16 protein-coding genes and 1 pseudogene are annotated in these 20,086 nt (G+C 65.3%); 13 read left to right on the top strand and 4 right to left on the bottom strand.

Annotation, left to right across the window (positions count from 1 at the left end; translation table 11 throughout):
- Nucleotides 1-203: 203 nt before the first annotated feature.
- Genes LZ586_RS09590 through LZ586_RS09570 form a run of 5 tightly spaced genes read left to right on the top strand, consistent with a single transcriptional unit; the run spans nt 204 to nt 7,606 of the window.
- Nucleotides 204-2,546 (top strand): TonB-dependent receptor, encoded by a 2,343-nt coding sequence (locus LZ586_RS09590; protein WP_235076079.1) that lies wholly within the window; start codon nt 204-206, stop codon nt 2,544-2,546.
- A gap of 8 nt (nt 2,547-2,554) precedes the next feature.
- Nucleotides 2,555-3,592 carry a DUF1611 domain-containing protein gene (locus tag LZ586_RS09585; RefSeq protein WP_235076078.1) on the top strand — a complete coding sequence of 346 codons (1,038 nt, stop codon included), beginning with the start codon at nt 2,555-2,557 and terminating at the stop codon, nt 3,590-3,592.
- A complete protein-coding gene (locus tag LZ586_RS09580; RefSeq protein WP_235076077.1) occupies nt 3,589-4,719 on the top strand; it encodes a hypothetical protein in 1,131 nt (376 codons plus the stop codon). The genes LZ586_RS09585 and LZ586_RS09580 overlap by 4 nt, the downstream gene beginning before the upstream one ends.
- Complete coding sequence (locus tag LZ586_RS09575; RefSeq protein ID WP_235076076.1) at nt 4,716-6,293, top strand: serine hydrolase; 1,578 nt, start codon at nt 4,716-4,718, stop codon at nt 6,291-6,293. The genes LZ586_RS09580 and LZ586_RS09575 overlap by 4 nt, the downstream gene beginning before the upstream one ends.
- On the top strand, nt 6,290-7,606 hold the full coding sequence (locus LZ586_RS09570) for a dipeptidase (protein WP_235076075.1): 1,317 nt from the start codon (nt 6,290-6,292) through the stop codon (nt 7,604-7,606). Before LZ586_RS09575 ends, LZ586_RS09570 begins: the two co-directional genes overlap by 4 nt.
- Here LZ586_RS09570 and LZ586_RS09565 read toward each other — a convergent pair.
- On the bottom strand, nt 7,603-8,070 hold the full coding sequence (locus LZ586_RS09565) for an Lrp/AsnC family transcriptional regulator (RefSeq protein ID WP_235076074.1): 468 nt from the start codon (nt 8,068-8,070) through the stop codon (nt 7,603-7,605). The genes LZ586_RS09570 and LZ586_RS09565 overlap by 4 nt on opposite strands.
- Nucleotides 8,071-8,195: 125 nt before the next feature.
- Between LZ586_RS09565 and LZ586_RS09560 the strand changes: the two genes are divergently transcribed.
- From LZ586_RS09560 to LZ586_RS09545, 4 genes are all read left to right on the top strand, one after another.
- The gene (locus LZ586_RS09560) at nt 8,196-9,263 is read left to right on the top strand and encodes a Glu/Leu/Phe/Val family dehydrogenase (RefSeq protein WP_235076073.1); all 1,068 of its coding nucleotides are present in this window, start codon (nt 8,196-8,198) and stop codon (nt 9,261-9,263) included.
- A gap of 9 nt (nt 9,264-9,272) precedes the next feature.
- Nucleotides 9,273-9,518, top strand: coding sequence for a hypothetical protein (locus LZ586_RS09555; RefSeq protein ID WP_235076072.1), 246 nt, complete (start codon nt 9,273-9,275; stop codon nt 9,516-9,518).
- 167 nt (nt 9,519-9,685) lie between these two features.
- Nucleotides 9,686-11,173: an ATPase domain-containing protein gene (locus LZ586_RS09550; protein WP_235076071.1), complete on the top strand. Its 1,488-nt coding sequence runs from the start codon at nt 9,686-9,688 to the stop codon at nt 11,171-11,173.
- A complete protein-coding gene (locus LZ586_RS09545; protein ID WP_235076070.1) occupies nt 11,170-13,200 on the top strand; it encodes an ATP-binding protein in 2,031 nt (676 codons plus the stop codon). Before LZ586_RS09550 ends, LZ586_RS09545 begins: the two co-directional genes overlap by 4 nt.
- A gap of 68 nt (nt 13,201-13,268) precedes the next feature.
- On the opposite strand, the pseudogene LZ586_RS09540 reads toward LZ586_RS09545, so the two are convergent.
- Nucleotides 13,269-13,510 (bottom strand): annotated as a pseudogene (locus LZ586_RS09540) (transposase); the annotation flags it as partial.
- Between the two features lie 132 nt (nt 13,511-13,642).
- Between LZ586_RS09540 and LZ586_RS09535 the strand changes: the two are divergent.
- Nucleotides 13,643-14,659 (top strand): NAD-dependent epimerase/dehydratase family protein, encoded by a 1,017-nt coding sequence (locus LZ586_RS09535; protein WP_235076069.1) that lies wholly within the window; start codon nt 13,643-13,645, stop codon nt 14,657-14,659.
- A gap of 383 nt (nt 14,660-15,042) precedes the next feature.
- On the opposite strand, the gene LZ586_RS09530 is transcribed toward LZ586_RS09535, so the two are convergent.
- Nucleotides 15,043-15,261, bottom strand: a complete 219-nt coding sequence (locus LZ586_RS09530) for a hypothetical protein (RefSeq protein ID WP_235076068.1) — start codon at nt 15,259-15,261, stop codon at nt 15,043-15,045.
- 692 nt (nt 15,262-15,953) lie between these two features.
- Between LZ586_RS09530 and LZ586_RS09525 the strand changes: the two genes are divergently transcribed.
- On the top strand, nt 15,954-16,613 hold the full coding sequence (locus LZ586_RS09525) for a polysaccharide biosynthesis/export family protein (RefSeq protein ID WP_319938056.1): 660 nt from the start codon (nt 15,954-15,956) through the stop codon (nt 16,611-16,613).
- Nucleotides 16,614-16,763: 150 nt separating this feature from the next.
- On the opposite strand, the gene LZ586_RS09520 is transcribed toward LZ586_RS09525, so the two are convergent.
- Nucleotides 16,764-17,933, bottom strand: a complete 1,170-nt coding sequence (locus LZ586_RS09520) for a hypothetical protein (RefSeq protein WP_235076066.1) — start codon at nt 17,931-17,933, stop codon at nt 16,764-16,766.
- Here LZ586_RS09520 and LZ586_RS09515 point away from each other — a divergent pair.
- A complete protein-coding gene (locus tag LZ586_RS09515) occupies nt 17,917-18,837 on the top strand; it encodes a polysaccharide biosynthesis tyrosine autokinase (RefSeq protein ID WP_235076065.1) in 921 nt (306 codons plus the stop codon). The two genes, LZ586_RS09520 and LZ586_RS09515, sit on opposite strands and share 17 nt — an antisense overlap.
- Entirely contained in the window at nt 18,800-20,071 is a 1,272-nt protein-coding gene (locus LZ586_RS09510; protein WP_235076064.1) for a hypothetical protein, read from the top strand. Before LZ586_RS09515 ends, LZ586_RS09510 begins: the two co-directional genes overlap by 38 nt.
- Nucleotides 20,072-20,086 lie beyond the last annotated feature (15 nt).

Below are 20,086 nucleotides of genomic sequence, written 5' to 3'. Positions count from 1 at the left end.
TCAGGATAATAGCATCCTGATTAGAGAATTGAAGAAGATGCGTATCAGCCAACATCGTGCTCTGGCTTAGTCGCCGGTCGCGCAGTGTAGCTGCAGATGACCTGTCGAAATTCGACGGTGCTGCCGTGCTTCGGCGGCAATCCCGGATGCCCGACACGGAGTAGTTCGAGCGCTGAGCTTCTGGACTCTTGGGGAGAGTTACGATGAACCGCTTCACCTTTTCCGCACGCGCGCTGCTGGCGGCATCAACCGCGGCGGGAACGCTCGCCCTTGCCGGCGGCGCCCATGCGCAGCAGGCAACGGCGCAGCAGGGGATCGCGCCGGACGAAGAGATCGTCGTGACCGCGCAGAAGCGCGAACAAACCCTGCTCGAAGTGCCGCAGTCGATCTCGGTGGTAAGTGCCGAGCGGCTCGAGCGGCAGCAAGCCACGAGCTTCGTCGACTATGCCGCCTTGGTGCCCGGCCTCAGCCTTCAGCAAGGCAATCCCGGCGAGACCCGTGTCGTGCTCCGCGGCATCAATACCGGTGGCGCAAGCCCGACCACCGCGATCTATATCGACGAGACTCCGTTCGGAGCCAGCACCGGCCAGAGCAATGGCGCGGTGCTTGCCGGGGATATCGACCCCTTCGATCTTGAGCGGGTCGAAGTGCTTCGCGGCCCGCAGGGTACTCTTTACGGCGCTAATTCGCTCGGCGGCGTCGTCAAGTTCGTAACCGTGGCGCCGCGCCTTGGAGCGTTTGAGGGGCGCGCACAGGCTGGAATAGAGACGGTGACGGACGGTGACATGGGCTGGAATGCCAACGGCGTCGTCAATATACCACTTGGCCGCATCGCCGCCCTGCGGGTCAGCGGCTTTTACCGTGAGCAAGGCGGATTCATCGACACGCTGGGCATCGATCGTGAGAACGCCAACGACGTCACCAGCTATGGCGGACGCGCTTCGTTGCTGGTGAAGCCCAGCGACTCATTTTCGGTACGGCTGACCGCGTTGGCGCAAAACATCCGCGCCAATTCGCGCGCCGCGTTCGATGCCGACCCCGTAACGCTGGAGCCGCTGGAGACGGACCCGAATACAGGCGCATCAACCGACGGCCGGCTCACGCGGACGCAATATTATCCCGACCGGAATGACGTCGACTATCGCAACTACAATGGCGTGATCGACTGGAACTTGGGGTTCGCCTCGCTCGTCTCCTCGACCAGCTACAGCGAGACGAAGCAGAAGGAAGCGACCGACGCCAGCTATGAGCTTGCGGGCATCGGCGACGCGTTCTTCGGCGATGTGGGTACGCCGGGGCCTCGCGGCATCACACTGCCCGCAGAGGTCTCTTCCAAGAAGTTCACGCAGGAGGTCCGCCTCGCCTCGCCGTCCAGCACGACGGTCGAATGGCTGATCGGCGGTTATTATACGCGCGAGGAAGGGCGCATCTTCCAGCGGTACCTGCCTTTTGCCCTCGACACCGGCGAGGCGCTGGATCCCACGCTGACGCTGCCCTTCGGCCCCGGTGGCGCGGACGCGGTGTTCCCGGAATTCCTGCGTGCGGAACTCGATTCGGTGTACCGAGAATATGCCGGGTTCGGCAGCGTGACGGTGCACCTGGGCCCCCGCTTCGATATCACCGGCGGCGCTCGGTACAGTCATAATGAGCAGCACACCCGCCAGTTGCTCGACGGGGCGCTCCTGCCGCTCTCGGGCTCGCCGATCGGACCCGACATCACCAACGGCCGCTCGTCCGAGGATGTCTTCACTTGGTCGGTGTCGCCGCGCTTCGAGCTGAGCGATCACGCATCGCTCTACGCCCGGGTCGCCAAGGGGTATCGGCCGGGCGGCCCCAACGTCGTGCCCCCGGGCGCGGGCGCCGCCTTCCCCGGCTTCTTCGAAGCGGACACGCTGATCAGCTATGAAGCCGGTATCCGCGGCGAAACTCCCGATCGTCGCTTTGCCCTGGATGCCTCGGTTTATTATCTCGACTGGAGCAACATTCAGGTGCTGGTCGTCTATCAGACCGGCATCGGCCCGATCGGAGCCGACGGAAATGGCGACTCCGCGCGCAGCCAAGGCGCCGAAGTTACCGCCACCTTCCGCCCGACCCGCGGCTTCGACGTAGTGATGAACGTCGCTTACAACGATGCCGCCCTCCGCGACGACCTGCCCGAGGGCAATGGCGGCTTCGCCGGCGATCGGCTGCCATATGCGCCCGAATGGAGCGCCAACCTCTCCGCGGACTATGAGTGGGGTATCGGCGGCGGCACTACGGCGTTTGTCGGCGGCAACGTCCGGCTGGTGAGCGACCAGCAAGCCGATTTCGACGATGCGTACCGCACCGAATATGGCCGCCGGCTGGCAATTGACGGTTATGCGACGGTGGACCTGCGGGCGGGTGCGCGCTTCGGCGCCTTCAACCTGACGGCCTTCGCCAAGAACCTCGCCAATTCGCGCGGGCTGACCAGTGCTGGCGGGTTCGGTACGCGCCCCGGCACTGCGGTTTCCGCTTCGCCGATCCGGCCGCGGACGATCGGTGTCACGCTCGGCGCTGATTTTTGAGCATCTGCATGAGCATGGAGCATCCCGGTCCCGACTTGCGGCCGCTGCCGCAGCCTTACCTCCTGTTCCTCGGCGACGTCACCGAGCGCGGGTTCGCCAAGACCGCGCTGGGGCTGCGCGACTGGGCGCCGGACAAGTGCGTCGGCGAACTCGCGCTTCCTGGTGCGACGGTCACCACCGGCTTGCCGCCGATGACTCCGGCCGAAGCGTACGCCGCGGGTGCCCGCGCGCTGGTGATCGGCGTCGCCAATTCGGGCGGGGTGATCCCGGCGAGCTGGCGCGCGTCGCTGGTCGAGGCGCTTGAGGCCGGGCTCGACATCGTCGCGGGCATGCACATGCGGCTGGCCGACATCCCCGAACTGCGCGACGCGGCGCAGCGGCTGGGGCGGCAGCTGATCGATATCCGTGTGCCGCCGGCGAACATTCCGGTCGCGACCGGGCGCAAGCGTAGCGGCAAGCGGCTGCTGACCGTCGGCACCGATTGCGCGCTCGGCAAGAAATACACCGCATTGGGTCTGGCGCGCGCGTTCGTGGCGCGCGGCGTCGACGCTGATTTTCGCGCTACCGGCCAGACCGGGATCATGATCGCCGGGGGCGGCATGCCGATGGACGCGGTGATCTCCGATTTCGAGGCGGGAGCCGCCGAGATGCTTTCGCCCGACGGAGGGCCGGAGCATTGGGACGTGATCGAAGGGCAGGGCTCGCTGGCGCACCCCGCTTATGCCGCGGTGTCGCTGGGGCTGCTCCATGGTAGCCAGCCGGACGTGTTCGTCGTGTGCCACGAGCCCGGGCGTACCGACATGCTCGGCACCGCCGGCTATCAGGTCGCGACGGTCGAGGAGATCATCGAGCTGACCCTGGCGCTGGGGCGTCGTACCAACCCGAACATCCGCTGCGGCGGGTTCAGCTTCAACACCTCCGCGCTGGACGAGGGTGAGGCGCTGGCACTGATGCGTCGCGAAAGCGCGCGGCTGGGACTGCCTGTGGCCGATCCGATGCGCGGCGGCGCGGCTTTCGACGCGCTGGTCGCGAGCTGCCTGGCATGAGTGGCGCGGCGGCAGGATCGAGCTGGTTCCAGCGCTTCCTGCTGCCCGGCTTCGCTATGAAGGCAGTGATCATCGGCGGCGGCTATGCCACCGGGCGCGAACTCGCCGAATATTTCCTGCCGGCCGGACCATGGGGCGGACTGGCCGGCATGCTGCTGGCGATGCTGCTTTGGAGCGTGATCGCCGCGGCGACCTTCGCCTATGCGCGAATGGTGGGCGCGCTCGATTATCGCGCCTTCTTCGCCGATCTGCTCGGCCCGGCCTGGATCGCGTTCGAGATCGCCTATCTGTTGTTCGTCGTGCTGATCCTCGCGGTGTTCGGGGCGAGCGCGGGGGCGATCGGCGAAGCGATGTTCGGCTGGCCCAGCGTCGCCGGCGCGGTGCTGCTGGCGCTCGGCATCCTGGCGACGGTCTCGCTCGGCAATCGGGCAGTGGAGGGCGTGTTCAAATATGTCTCCTTCCTTCTCTACGGCGTCTATGCGCTGTTCCTGGCGCTCAGCCTGTGGCGCTTCGGCGATCGGATCGCGGCAGGCTTCGCCACGCCCGCGCCATGGGACGGCTGGGCGTCGGGCGGGCTGACCTATGCCAGCTACAACATCATCGGCGCGGTGGTGATCCTGCCGGTGCTGCGCCACCTGACCAGCACCCGCGACGCGGTGATCGCCGGGGTGATCGCGGGCCCGCTGGCGATGGCGCCGGCGATCCTGTTCTTCGTCTGCATGGTCGCCTTCTACCCCGCGATCGGCGCCGAGACGCTGCCGTCGGACTTCCTGCTCCGCCAGCTGAACGCGCCGGTGTTCCACCTGCTGTTCCAGACGATGATCTTCGCGGCGCTGCTGGAGAGCGGCACCGGCGCGGTGCATGCGATCAACGAACGGATCGCCGGAGTGGTCCGGCGCCGCCGCGGCAGCGATCTGGGCGCAGCTTCCCGCGCAACGATCGCCGGCCTGCTGCTGCTGGTGTGCATGTTCGTCGCCGATCGAGTCGGGCTGATCGCGCTGATCGCCAGCGGCTACCGGCTGCTCGCCTGGTTGTTCCTCGCCGTGTTCGTGCTGCCGCTGCTGACGATCGGGTTGGCGCGGCTGGTCCGGCGCCATTCCGTCCCTGCCAAGGAGATCGCCGCATGATCCTGCGCCATCTGTCCGCGCTGCCGCTGCTTGCGCTCGCCGCGCCCGCGCTGGCCGATCCGCCGGCCGGGCTCGACGCCAAGGTCGAGCAGATCCGCCAGCAGACCGGCGCGCCGGGCATTGCCGTCGCCATCGTCGAGCATGGCAAGACCACGCTTGCCAAGGGCTGGGGGGTGCGCAAGCTCGGCGACCCCGCCAAGGTGGATGCCGACACGATCTTCCAGACCGGATCGACTGGCAAGGCATTCACCGCCGCCGCGCTCGCCATCCTGGTCGACCGCGGCAAGATAGGCTGGGACGACGAGGTGATCGACCACATGCCGTGGTTCCGCATGTACGATCCCTGGGTCACGCGCGAGATCACGGTGCGCGACCTGCTGGTCCATCACAGCGGGCTGGGGCTGGGAGCCGGGGACCTGCTGTTCGTGCCGCGCGGGAGCCTGTCACGGAAGGAGACGGTCAAGCGCTTGGCGTACATCAAGCCGGCGACCAGCTTCCGCTCGGGCTATGCCTATGACAATGTCCTCTACACCGTGGCGGGGCAGCTGATCGAGGAAGTCTCCGGCAGGAGCTGGGAAGAGTTCATGGCGCAGGAGGTGCTCAAGCGGGGCGGGATGCGCAGCGCCACCGCGACCTACGAGGCGCGCTGGGCGACGCGCGACCGGGCGTTTCCACATGCCCGGATCGGCGGCGTGCTGCGCGGCGACGGGCCGAATTCGGTGCTCGACGAACGCGAGGAATTAGGGCGGGCGGCGGCGCCGGCCGGCGGGCTCGCGCTCAGCGCCAACGATCTTGCGCAGTGGCTCAAGATCCAGCTCGGCCATGGCGCGCTGCCCGGCGGCGGGCGACTGTTCAGCGAGGCGCAGGCTGCAGAGATGTGGAAGGGCGTCACCGTCCAGCCGATCACGCCCTATCCCGGCAGTCTGGCGCCGCTGACGCCCAAGTTCAGCACCTATGCGCTGGGCTGGGAAGTCGAGGACTATCGCGGCGCGCGGATCATCTCGCACGGCGGCGGGGTGTTCGGATCGATCACGCACATCATCCTGCTGCCCGACCAGGATGTCGGCATCGCCGTCGTCGTCAATTCGGAGGACGTGGCGCTGCTGCGCGGCGTCGCCCACCTGCTGGCCGACCATTATCTCGGCGTGCCCGACCAGGACTGGCCCAAGCGGTTCGGTGAATTCATGGCCACGCGCATGGCCGGCGGCAAGGCGGCGCTGGCCACGGCGAAGGCTACACCCGCCAAGGTCGGCCCGTCACTGCCGGCCGGGCGCTATGTCGGGACCTATCGCGATCCCTGGTATGGCGACGTCGCCGTCACCAGCGCGGCGGACGGTCTGCGCATCGACTTCAAGACCACGCCGCGCATGGCCGGCAAGCTGGTCCATTGGCAGTACGACACCTTCGTCACGCGCTTCGACGACAAGTCGATCGAGCCGGCCTATGTCACCTTCGCGCTCGACGCGCAGGGCAAGGTGGCGCGGGTATCGATGCAGCCGGAAAGCCCGATCGCCGATTTCAGCTACGATTATCGCGATCTCGACCTGCGGCCGGTACCGGAGATGACAGAATGAGAAGTACTTTTTTCAGTCCTCCCCCGGAGGGGAAGGGGGACCAGCCGCAGGCTGGGGGAGGGGTAGTCGCCACAGGCGGTATCGCTCGCGGACAATACCCCTCCACCGCTTCGCGGTCCCCCTCCCCCTCCGGGGGAGGATTAGCGCTAGCTCTGTCCCTGCTGCTTTCCGGCTGCGCGGCGACGCAACATGCGGGGTCGGCGCGCACGCATGCCGATTTCCTGACGCTCGACACCCATCTCGACACGCCGCTGCACTTCGCCCGGCCAGGCTGGAGCTTTGCCGGGCACCATGATCCGGCGACCGACCTGGTGCAGGTCGATATCGAGCGGATGGAGGCTGGCGCGCTGGATGGCGGCTTCTTCGCGATCTATACCGAACAGGGGCCGCTCACGGCCAAGGGCTATGCCGATGCGCTCGCCTTCGCGCGGGGCCGCTCGGACCTGATCGACACGACGCTGGCCAAATTCCCCGACCGGATCGGCCGGGCGCTCACCCCGGAAGACGCGCGGCGGCTGGACGGCGCGGGCAAGCTGGTCGCGTTCAAGAGCATGGAGAACAGCTACCCGTTGGGCGAGGACCTCTCGCTGCTCCAGGAGTTCCACAAGCGCGGCGTGCGGCTCGCGGGCCCGGTGCACGGCGCCAACAACCAGTTCGCCGATTCCTCCGGAGACAAGGCCAAATGGGGCGGTCTCTCTCCCCTCGGGCGCAAATGGGTGGTGGAGATGAATCGGCTGGGGATGGTCATCGACGCGAGCCATGCCTCGGACGCGGCGTTCGACCAGATGCTCGAACAGTCGAAGACGCCGTTGCTGCTCTCGCATTCCAGCGGGCGTTGGGCGTTCGATCATCCCCGCAACCTCGACGATGGCCGCATCCGCAAGCTGGCGGCGAAGGGTGGGGCGATCTGCGTCAGCACGATCTTCCTGTCCAACATGAACATGGGGCCGGAACGCGAGGCGCTGTTCACGCAGTACGAGCATCTCGACGGAATGACTCCCGCGCAACAGGCCGACCACGCTCGCAAGTGGCGCGCGCTGGATGCGACCGCGCCGTTGTGGAACGCCGATTTCGAGCGCTATATGGCGATGGTGCTCCATGTCATCGGCGTGGCCGGGGTCGACCATGTCTGTTTCGGGGCGGACTGGGATGGCGGCGGCGGGCTGGCGGGGATCGACGATATCTCGGCATTGCCCAAGGTGACCGAGCGGCTGCGCGCGGCCGGCTATTCGGACGCGGACCTCGCCAAGATGTGGAGCGGCAACATCCTGCGGGTCCTCGGTGAAGCCGAACGTGCCGGTGGCACGCGTTAGGAGATCGGCAGCGCGGTCGTCGCCTTCACTTGCGACAGCGCGACAGTCGAATTGATCTCCTGGATGCCAGTCAGCTTCGAAAGCTTGGTGAAGAAGAAGCGTTCATAGGCATCGATGTCGGCCGCGACGATCCGCAGCATGAAGTCGAACACACCCATCAGTACATAGGCCTCTAGCACCTCGGGGAACGACCGGATCGCCGCGGCGAACTCGTCGAGATTGGCACGGCCATGGGCGTTCAATTTGACTTGGGCAAAGATGTGCGCGTTCAGGCCGACCTTTTGCCGATCGACCAATGCGACCCGCCGAGTGATGATCCCTTCCTTTTCCAGCCGGTCGACGCGGCGCCAGCAGGGCGAACTGGACAGCCCCACCATCTCGCCGAGCTTGGCGGTGGGTATGCTGGCATCCTCCTGCAGGACGTGCAGGATCTTGCGTTCGAACGCGTCGAGTTTCTGAGGCAATTCTGTTCTCCCAAACGCAAGAACGCGAAACGATCGTCCTGGCTCTGGCGCTTATGCAGTAGAGTTAGGGCACATTCTTCCGCCACGCCATGCAAGATTGACCTTGCCTCTCAAGGAGCCAGTCCATGGTCGATGTCCCGCATGATTCCGCCACCCCGCCCGAGAACGTCTACCTCCTCCAGGATGCCGACACCGGACTCGACGGCGTGATCGTGCTGCATTCGACGCGGCGGGGGCCTGCCGCCGGTGGATGCCGGGTCTGGCGCTATGCCGACCGGGCGCAGATGGTCGGCGATGCGATGCGGCTCGCCGAGGCGATGACCTACAAGAACGCGCTGGCCGATTTGCCGCTGGGCGGAGGAAAGGCGGTGCTGAACCTGCCGGCAGGCAATGTGAACAGGCCCAGGCTGTTCGCTGCGTTCGGCCGGGCGGTGGCCAGGCTGGAGGGCGCCTATGTCACCGCGGAGGATGTCGGGACCAGTGTCGCAGACATGGAAATGGTTCGCGCCGAGACCCGGCACGTTGCCGGGCTGTCGCCACAGGGCGGCAGGCCCGGGGGTGATCCTTCGCCCTGGACCGCCCTGGGCGTGTTCGCCTCGATGCAAGAGGCCGCTCGGCGCCGGCTGGGCGGTGACCTCCAGGGAGTTACGGTGGCAGTGCAGGGGCTCGGCAATGTCGGTGCCGCACTGTGCGCACTGCTGCACGATGCCGGCGCACGGCTGATCGTCGCCGAGCCGCGGCCCGGGGTCGCGGCCGAACTCGCCTGCCGGTTCGGAGCCGAGATCATGAACCGGGACGCGATCCTCGATGCCCGTTGCGAGATCTTCGCGCCGTGTGCCTTGGGCGGCGTCCTCGATCGCCGCGGCGTCGAACGGCTTCGCGCGCAGGTCGTGTGCGGCGGCGCCAACAACGTCCTCGCAACCTTGGAGGACGGAGACCGCCTGGCCGATCGCGGGATCCTCTACGCCCCCGATTACGTCGTGAACGCCGGCGGGATCATCAACGTGGCCGCCGAATATCTCGGCTGGAGCGCGGCGATGGCGGCCGAACGGGTGCAGGCTACCGGACAGCGCCTTGCGCAGGTCCTGGATCATGCCGAACGCCAGGGGCTCGCGCCGCACCGCGCGGCGGACGCACTGGCGCGCGCGCGGATTACGCTGGTTTCACTCGGGCCGGCTCGCAAAGCCGCTTGAGCCAGGCGCATGCGGTTCGATATCGTCGCGGAAGCGCGTGCCGGCTTGTTGTGCAGGCTGATCGGCATGATCGCGCAGCACGACGCAATTGCGCCCGAGGTCCAGGTAACGGTCACGGCGGAAACGATGCTGGCGAGGATCGATATCCAGGATGTTCCGGACGTCGCCTGCGTCGTAATCGCGCACAAGATGGCGCGCTGCATCGGCGTGGATAGCGTGACCGTTGACGGGGTCCTGTTGAGCCTCTCCGGATAGCGGCGGTTCACCGCACGATCCGCGCTGCGCGTCTGCCGACGGTGGCGATCTACGCGCGGGGCGAGCGGCACAATGCCACCGCGATGAAACCCGTGCCTTTCTTTCCCGTTCCTGTGCTAGCGCCTCGTTGAAGCGGGGCGAGTCCGTGTCCACAGGGAGGAAGATTAGTGCAGCAAGAGGCTCCGGTGGATGCGCGGACGGGGATCGTCGGCCTCGACGATGTGCTGAGTGGCGGACTCCAGCGTAGCCGGACGTTTCTTCTGGAAGGCAACCCGGGCACCGGCAAGACGACGATCGCGATGCAGTTCCTGATGGCCGGCGCGCAATTGGGGGAGCGCTGCCTGTATATCACTTTGTCCGAGACCGAGGACGAACTACGGTCGTCGGCCGCCTCGCATGGGTGGCAGCTCGCCGGTATAGAAGTCTTTGAACTGATCCCGCCGGAGAACCTTCTCGACGAGGACCAGCAGCAGAGCCTGCTATACTCGTCGGATCTGGAGCTGGGGGAAACCACTAGGCGGATATTCGAAGCGTTCGAGCGATTGCAGCCCGAACGGGTCGTGCTCGACAGCCTGTCCGAAATCCGGCTGCTGGCGCAGAGCTCGCTGCGCTATCGCCGGCAGATCCTGGCTCTCAAGCACTATTTCGCGAAGAGCGGTGCGACGGTGCTGATGCTCGACGATCTCACCACCGACGTGAACGACAAGACCGTGCACTCAGTCGCGCACGGCGTCATCCGGCTGGAGGAACTCGCGCCCGAATATGGCGCCGAGCGCCGCCGCATGCGCGTGGTCAAATATCGAGGACGGCGCTTTCGCGGCGGCTTCCACGACATCACGATCGAGACCGGCGGACTGTGCGTTTACCCCCGCCTCATATCTGCCGAGCACAAGACAGACTTCGCGCGCGAGGTCCTAGCGACGGATTCGCCCGAGCTCAACGACTTGTTGGGGGGCGGCGTCGAATGCGGATCGAGCGTACTCGTGCTTGGTCCGGCGGGCACCGGCAAGAGCATCCTGTCGCTGACGTTCCTGAAGACCGCCGCCCAGCGTGGCGAGCGTGCGGCGATGTTCGTGTTCGACGAGGAGGTCGGCTCCCTGATCCAGCGGGCGAACGGGCTGGGCATCGATCTTCGGGCGATGATGGACAGCGGCGCGCTGGTGCTCGAGCAAGTCGATGCCGCCGAACTGACCCCCGGCGAGTTTTCCGCCCGGGTCCGGCGCTGCGTCGAGGAGCAGGGTGCGCGGACGATCGTGGTCGACAGCCTGAATGGCTACCAGGCGGCCATGCCGGGCGAGCACGCGCTGGTGCTCCACCTCCACGAGCTCCTTCAATATCTGAACAGGCAGGGGACAACGACCTTCCTGACCGTCGCGCAGCACGGTCTGGTCGGCGACATGCAGTCGCCAGTGAACATCACCTACCTGGCCGACACGGTCATCCTGTTGCGCTATTTCGAGGCGACGGGCCGGGTGCGCCGCGCCATTTCTGTGGTGAAGAAGCGTACCGGCCCGCATGAGGACACGATCCGCGAATACCGGATCGGCAGCCGCGGCGTGACGCTCGGCGAGCCCCTTACCAGGTTCCAGGGCATCCTCCGCGGCGTGCCGGAACTCCTTGGAAACGGAGATGTCTTGAAGAACGGCGACGCGTGAAGCGCACCACGCTTTCGGAACGCGCGCTCGTGCTCGCGCCGCGCGGCCGTGACGCGGCGATCGCAGTTGACATGGTGCGCGAGGCCGGGCTCGACGCGGCCGCCTGTCCCTCACTGCCCGCGCTGATCACTGAGCTCGACCGCGGCGCGGCCTTGGTCATCGTCACCGAGGAAGCGGTCGACACCGCCGATCTGCGCCCGCTATCCACTTGGATCGCGGATCAGGAGGAATGGTCCGACCTTCCGTTCATTCTGCTGACCAGCCGCGGGGGCGGGCTCGAGCGCAACCCCGCCGCCAGCCGCTATCTCGGCCTTCTCGGCAACGTCACCTTCCTGGAGCGGCCATTCCATCCGACGACCCTGATCAGCCTCGCGCGATCGGCGCTGCGCGGCCGGCAGCGGCAATATGAGGCGCGTGCCCGGCTGGTCGCGCTCCGCGAAGGCGAGGCACGCTACCGCACGCTGTTCGAAGCGATCGACGTCGGCTTTTGCATCATCGAGATGCTGTTCGATGGCGACCGCGCCATCGACTACCGGTTCGTCGAGGTGAACCCCGCCTTTGCGCGACAGACCGGTCTGTCGGACGCCGCCGGCAAGTGCATCCGCGACCTCGCCCCGGCTCTGGAACAGCATTGGTTCGACATCTATGGAAAGGTGGCCAAGACGGGCGAGCCGGTGCGCTTCGAAAACGAAGCCGCGGCGCTCGGATACTGGTACGACGTACACGCGTTTCGCGTCGGCCGCCCTGAGGAGCGCCGCGTCGCCGTCCTGTTCAACGACGTTTCGGAGCGGCGCAACGCCGAGCTCGCGCTCCGGGAGCTCAACAACTCGCTCGGCCGCCGGGTCAGCGACGCGATCGCCGAGCGCGAAATGGCCCTGGCGCAGCTGCACGAGGCGCAGAAGCTCGAGACGGTCGGCCAGCTGACCGGCGGCGTCGCGCACGACTTCAACAATCTTCTCACGCCGATCACCGGCGCGCTCGACCTTCTCGGACGGCGCTATGGCGATGATCCACGCTCGACTCGCCTGATCGAAGGTGCGCTGGAATCCGCCGAGCGCGCCAAGATACTCGTGCAGCGGCTGCTGCAGTTCGCGCGGCGACAGGCGCTGGAGACACGCGCGGTCGATATCGCCGCGCTGATCGGCGGCATGCGCGACCTGATCTCCAGCTCGGTCGCCGGCTTGGTCGAGCTCACGATCCTTGCCCCCGACGATCTGCCGCCCGCTTCGGCCGATCCCAACCAGCTCGAACTTGCGATCCTGAACCTGTGCGTCAATGCCCGCGACGCGATGCCGGCGGGCGGCTCCCTCACCGTGGCGGCGGAGCAGGCCGTGGTCGGTCCGCTTTCGGCGTCCACGCTGTCTCCGGGCAACTATCTGCGGCTCTCGGTGATCGACACCGGCATCGGCATGGACGAGGCGACGCTCGCGCGCGCGGTCGAGCCTTTCTATTCGACCAAGGAGCTCGGCAAGGGAACAGGCCTGGGACTTTCGATGGTGCATGGCCTGGCGGCGCAGCTCGGCGGCGCCTTCGTCCTGACCAGCGCGCCCGGCCGCGGCACCCGCGCGGACCTTTATCTTCCGGTCGCGCAAGGTGCGGTAGACGAAGCGCCGCGGCGGCTGCCTGCGCTTGAAGACAGCCCTGGGCGGCCACTGTCCATCCTTCTGGTCGACGATGAGGATCTGGTGCGCGCCGGCACCGCGGAAATGCTCCGGGAGATGGGGCATGAAGTCATCGAAGCCTCCGGCGGAGCCGAGGCCCTGGCCGCGCTGCAGGACGGCCTGGCCCTCGACGCGGTCGTTACCGACTACATGATGCCACGCATGAACGGAGGCGAACTCGCGGCCCAATTGCGTGCACGGCGCCCGGGCCTGCCGGTGCTTGTCGTAACGGGCTATGCGGGCGGGGACCTCGAGATCAACCTACCCCAACTCCCCAAGCCCTTCAGGCAGGCCGACCTGGCGGCGGCGCTGATCGAGCTGGTAGGACCCGGGCACATCGTGCAGCTCGCCGGGCGGGCGACCTGACGCGGGGTTGACGGGGGGCGGGGGCGGAATAAGCTAAGGTTTCGACCTAAGATACTGAGATATAAGATACGGCGTAGCCGCTCAACCCTGCTGTTTGGGCTCGATATGGCCGTTGCTAGGAAATCGCGACTGCGGATCAGCTTCCGCTTCGCGGATCCATTTTTTTTCGCAACATATTTCCGTGCAGGTCTTGCTCGCGCGCGGCCTGCGCCACCGTCACGCGGCGTTCGTGGACCAGCTTCACCGCTTCTAGCTTAAACTCTCGACTGAACTTCCGTACTGAATTGTCACCCTCCGGTTCCGAAAACACGTTGTCTCAGTGTTTACGAACGGGCAGCAGCTCACGCAGTCGGCTCCTCGCGCGGTTATTGAGGGCTTACCATCATGCAAGGGGAGGGCTATGGGCCCTTCACATTTGCGCTGGGTAACAAGAGGGGGGCACATGGAAAGCAACAGTGGCGGTAAGCGCGTCCTTGTAACGGGAGCGGCGGGATTTATCGGCTTCCACACGTGCGGACGTCTTCTTCAGCAAGGCAATACCATCCTCGGCATTGACAATTTCTCGACCTATTACGACGTGGCGCTCAAGGAAGCGCGCACGAGCATTCTAAAGAACCACGCCGACTATGACATCGCCCGCGTATCGATAGAAGACGTCGACACGTTCGCCGCCGCCTGGGCGAACTTCAAGCCGGAAGTGGTAGTTCACCTGGCCGCCCAGGCGGGCGTGCGGTATTCGATCGACGAGCCGCGCAGCTATATCGGCGCCAATATCATCGGCACGCACAATGTTCTCGAACTCGCCCGTCATTACCCGGTAAAGCACCTGCTCGCCGCCTCGACGAGCTCGGTATACGGCGCCAACACGCAGATGCCTTTTACCGAGACGCAGCGCACGCAAACACCACTCAGCCTCTACGCCGCGACCAAAGGTGCGACCGAACTGATGGGCCACAGCTACAGCCACCTCTTCGGAACGCCTATGACCTTTTTCCGCTTTTTCACGGTGTACGGTCCGTGGGGCCGGCCTGACATGGCGTTGTTCAAGTTCACCAAGGCGATCCTCGCGGGCGAACCGATCGATGTCTATAACAACGGCAACATGGTGCGGGACTTCACCTACATCGACGATCTGGCTGAATCGATCGTGCGCCTGGCCGACGCGGTGCCGGGTCGGGAGCCCGTAGAGGGCGACAGCCTTTCTCCGGTGGCTCCGTTCCGAACCGTGAATATTGGCGCTGGCACCGCCACGCAGTTGATGGACTATGTCGCCGCCTTGGAGCAGGCGCTTGGCTGCGAGGCGATCAAGAACTTTATGCCGATGCAGGCCGGCGACGTTCCCGCCACCGAGGCCTCTGCAGATTTACTCCGTCGTCTCACCGGCTACAAGCCCGATACCTCCCCGAGCATTGGCGTACCTCGCTTCACAAAGTGGTTCAGAGAGTATTATCGTGTCTGAGCCGGTGTAGCGGGCTTGAGACTGGCTGTGGCTGAACTGGAAAGCGAGGCTCGCTGCCGGGATCCGGTGCGCGAGCCGTCAGCGGCCACGCGATGTATCTGCCTTAACGTCGGTCGCGTCCGCAGCCCTCTCGTCCTGTAATGTTTCCGCTCAGCCAGCCCACTTGGATCGTCTTCGCGACCAGCGAAGCCGCGGCCGGCGCATAGATCGGCATCATGTTTCGAGTAGCAGTTCGACGAGATCGAGACGATCCTAGAACACGTCGGCTGGGGGCGCAGAACGCAAACGGCCGGCGCCGCACGCGGCGGCCGCCACATCTAACTCGAGCGGCTCGGCCCAATGCTTGTCGCCGAAGAAGCGGCGCTCGGCCCCTGACATCCCGGCTAATCCGCCTCGGCTCCCGGCCACGACACCTCCTCCGGCGTAGTGACGATGCCGTTGATGATCATATCAAGCGATCGCGGGAAGAGCTGGCTCCCGAAGCCGCTTAGCAGCCAATCGCTCTCGTCACCCAGCGCGAGCTCATCGCCGGCTGCGATGATGGATGGACGATGCCCTCGGCACCCCGAGGAGCGTTTCATCAAGCTGGCCAGAATGGACATACGCGTTGTCTGACGAGGGTAGAAGGCGGGGAAATAGCCCTGCACGAAGGAAGTGCACGCGTCGTCGCAGCTCCTGGATATGCGCGCAGCGCGATGTCAGTGGCCGTAATGTTTGATGCCTCGGCGGCGCAACTTGGCGCGCTTGCGCTGGCGTCCGATGACAATGCTCGCGATCGCGGTGCCAATAAGTATCACCGCGATTAGTCCGTATGCGATCGTTTCTCTCAAACTCATTAAGCCGCTACCCGCTGCAGTCGCAGCGAAACTGCGCTTCCCCAGTTGCGATATTATAATCCTGTGAAATCCGTCAACCGTGCGCGGCGGCAAAAGATGGATAATTCATGTCTTTCAGGATCCAGACAACCCGGCGAACGGGATCGGCCCTTCTGATCCAGATTTCGGATTGATCCAGCGTCGTCAATGGTCGGGTAGCAGGTTCAATCCAATCCGTGCCGCATCAGATCCGGATGGCGTCTCTCGCCGCCTTCCCCATGGTGGGGGCAATTGCTGTCGCCATGGTCGGAGCGTCCGATATCGTGCGCGTCTTGTGGGCCGGGGTCGAAGGCGCTTAGGCACTTCCTTGCTCTTCTTGGCGGAGACGGTTATGGGCCGGAAACAGTCACCCTGAGATGTCCTCCCTTATGCCTCGTATCGTATTGGCCGTGTTGTCGGCAGCGCTGCTATCTGCGTGTGTGCATGAGGAGCCGCTGGTATCGAGTGATCGGTTGTCGGTGGTTTCTGGTGCTGGTGGGTTGCCGGCGCCTGAGCGGGAGGATTTGACGGCGGGGGATCGTCCAGCTTTGATCGGTCCGTTGGATACGATCGTGGTGGACGTGTTTAACGTTCCTGATTTGAGCCGCGAGATGCAGGTGGATGCGAGCGGGCGGATAGCGATGCCGCTGGTGGGGACGGTGGATGCGCGGGGCAAGACGGCTGGCGAGTTGGCGTCGGCGGTGGAAGCTGCGCTGCGCGGGCGTTATGTCCGCAATCCCGAAGTGACGGTCAACATCAAGAGCTCGGTGAGCCAGGTGGTGACGGTGGACGGCCAGGTGGTGGAGCCCGGGTTGTATCCGGTGACCAACCAGATGACGTTGATGCGTGCGATCGCCTCGGCCAAGGGGTTGGCGGAGTTTGCGCGGCAGGAGGATGTGGTGATCTTGCGCACGGTATCGGGGCGGCGGATGGCAGGGTTGTACAACATCGCGTCGATCCGGCGCGGGGCGTATGACGATCCGGCGATCTATGCCAACGATGTGATTGTGGTGGGTGATTCGCCGCAGCGGCGCAGGTTCCGCGACGTGGTGTCGCTGGCGCCGCTGCTAGCGGCGCCGCTGATTGCGTTTTTGCAGTAACGGCTGGAGTTTGATGAACCTGGTAACAAAAACGCCGCGCGGTGATGCGCCGGGGGCGGTCGCCTTCGAGTCGCGCGCTGAGGCGCGTGTCGGCGAGGCGGAGCGCGCGTCGGTGATCCGGCAGTATCTGCGGATTGCGCTGCGCTGGCGCTATGTGGTCCTGGGCGCGGTGGTGGCGGCGGTGCTGCTGGGGCTGATCGTGACGCTGCTGATGACGCCGAAATACACGGCGGTGGCATCGGTGGAGATCGCACGCGAGTCAGCAAGGTGACCGGCATCGAGGGCGTGGAGCGCGAGGCGGGGACGTTCGACCAGGAGTTCTACCAGACCCAATATGGCCTGTTGCGCTCGCGCGCGCTTGCCGAGCGGGTCGCCAACCGGCTGCGGCTGGTGGACGATCTGCGCTTTTTCGAGCGGTTCGGCTATACGCGCGAGACACCGGCGTTCCAAGTGATCGGCGGGCGCTATGTCGCCGCGGGGCGCGACGAGCGGCGGCGGGTCGCCGGCGAGATCCTGCTCAAGAACCTGTCGATCGATCCGATCCGCTTCTCGCGGCTGGTGAGCATCGGGTTCAGCAGCTCGGACGCGGCCTTTTCCGCGCAGGTGGCGAATGCCTGGGCAGAGAACTTCATCCAGACCAATTTGGAGCGCAAGGTCCAGGCGACGTCCTATGGCCGCAACCTGCTCGAGCGCCAGCTGGTGCTCCAGAAGGAGAAGCTCGACGAGTCGCAGCGCCAGCTGGTGGGCTATGCCTCGCAGGAGCAGATCATCAACCTGCCGGTGCAGTCGAGCGACAACCGCACGACGTCGGAGCGCTCGATCGTGGCCGACGATCTTGCCGCGCTCAACGCGTCGCTGGCGCAGGCGACGGCCGAGCGGATACAGGCGGAGGCGCGCTATCGTCAGGCGGGGCGCGCCGGAGACTCGGCCGAGGCGCTGCGCAACATCGCGATCAACAACCTGCGCCAGAAGCGCGCTGAGCTTTCGGCCGAATATCAGCGGCTGATGGTGCAGTTCGAACCTGGATACCCCTCGGCCAAGGCTCTGCAGTCGCAGATTGCCCAGCTCGACCGCTCGATCGCGCGCGAGGAGAGCCGTGTGACGGGATCGCAGCTTGCCGACTATCGTGAGGCCCAGGAGCGCGAGAATGCGCTGGCGGCCAAGGTGAATCAGCTCAAGGCGAGCTATCTCGACAATCGCCGGCGCAGCATCCAGTACAATATCTACCAACAGGAAGTGGATACCAACCGCGCGCTGTATGACGGGCTGCTCCAGCGCTATAAGGAGATCGGCATCGCAGGGGGTGGGGATCAACAACATCTCGGTAGTGGATGCCGCCGACGTGCCGCAAAAGCCGTCGAGTCCGCGGATACTGATCAACCTGGCGGTGTCGCTGCTGGCGGGCTTGGCGCTGGGCGGAGTGCTGGCGTTGGCGCTCGAGCAGATGGACGAGGCGATCGCCGATCCCGGCGAGGTCGAGCGCCGGCTGGGGCTGCCGCTGCTGGGCTCGGTGCCCAAGGTGACCGGCGACACTACGCCGCGCGACGCGCTGCTCGACCGCAAGTCGGAACTGATCGACGCCTATCTGGCGGTGCAGACCAACCTCGCCTTCACCACCGAGCACGGCGTGCCGCGCTCGTTCGCGGTGACCTCGACGCGGCCGGCCGAAGGCAAGTCGACGACGGCGCTGGCGCTGGCGACGACGCTGACCCGAGCGAACCGCAAGGTGATCCTGATCGACGGCGACATGCGCTCGCCCTCGGTGCACGAACTGGGCGGAGTGAACCACGATCGCGGGCTCAGCAACTTCCTGGCCGGCGAAGACGAGATCGCGTCGCTGACCTTTGCGATGGCCGATCTCGGCTTCACGGCGATGTCGGCAGGACCGATCCCGCCCAATGCGGCCGAACTGCTGACCGGCAACCGGCTCACGCTGCTGATCGAACGGCTGCTCGAAAGCTACGACCACGTCGTGATCGACTCGCCGCCGGTGATGGGGTTGGCCGACGCGCCGCTGATCGCCAGCCGCGTCGAGGGGATCATCTATGCCGTCGAATCGCATGGCATCCGGTCGACCTTGGTCAAAACAGCGCTCGGCCGCCTCGCCAGCGCCAACGCCCATGTCATCGGCGCCGTGCTCACCAAATTCGAAGCCAAGCGCGCCCATTACGGCTATGGCTACGATTATGGATACAGCTACGGACGACGCGACGATCATGCGTAAACGGCGGGTTTCTGCTAAGGGTGTCTTCCCGACTGCCTCGTGGAGCGAATGGTGCGTTCGGATCGTCCTGCTTCTGCTTGTCGCCACGCTGGGATATTATAGCACGACCTTTTCGCTCGCTCAGGTGATGGCCAAGCGAGACCCTGCCGTAGCATACATGCTAGCCCCATATGACGGGCGCATCGTGGCGCTATATGCCTCCTCGCTGGCCGGTCCGGAAGCCGACAAGGCGCAACGTGTCCATGCGGACCAGCTCGCCCGCCAAGCATTGGTTGAAGATCCGACGGCGGTGGCTGCCGTCGCCACTCTGGGCATCGACGCCGAGGTGCGCAAGGATCCCGGCCTTGCGCGCAAGCTGTTCGCCTATGCGCAGACGCTCACCCGGCGCGACTTACGGACGCAGCTTTGGTCGATCGAAGACGCGGTAGGTCGTGGGAATGTTCCTCAAGCGCTTAAGTGGTACGATATCACGTTGCGTACCGGCCCCGAAATGGGCGCGCTGCTCTTCCCTGTTCTCGCCTCCGCAAGCGAAGATCCTTCGATCCAGGCTGAACTGGTTCGGACACTTGCCCGGCGTCCGCCGTGGAGCGAGCACTTTCTGAACTTCGTGCCGGGCAACGCTTCGGACCCGCGAACTACGGCTATCTTATTTCGGAATCTTCTACGCGCGGGCGCGGCCGTTCCCGAAAGAGCACGCGCCGTAACCGTCGATGCGCTGATTGCTAAACGCCATTATGACGAAGCTTGGAATTACTATCTGTCGCTTCGCCCTGGAGCGGATCGGCGGAGTTTACGCGATCCCCATTTCCAATCGTTGCCTGCCATTCCTACTCAACTCGATTGGGTTGCGCTGAACGACGACGGAATGACCACGGCAATCGAGGACGGCGGGTTTGGTTTTGAGGCGCCTTCTGGGGGCGGCGGACCGATGCTAAGGCAAAATCTCTTGCTTCCACCCGGGATATATCGATTCGGTGGGCAAAGTGGGGAGCTCGAGCCAGCCGAAGGAGCATTGCCCTATTGGACGGTATCTTGCCAGGGTGGCCAAGAGCTGGCGCGCATAGAGCTTTCCAGCTCGAACAAGGGACGGGGTCAATTTTCGGGAACGATTGTGGTCCCCCGTGACTGCCCGGTCCAAACTCTGACACTTGTCGCACGACCAACAGACTCAGTAGGTGGATTGTCGGGGCGCATCTACCAGGCCCAGCTGATGCCGGCGCGTGCGCGGCCCTAGCCCAATGAGAGGTGG

This window comes from Sphingomonas sp. S2-65, assembly GCF_021513175.1.
Classification (GTDB): Bacteria; Pseudomonadota; Alphaproteobacteria; order Sphingomonadales; family Sphingomonadaceae; genus Sphingomonas.
This window is presented reverse-complemented; position numbering and strand designations above follow the sequence as displayed.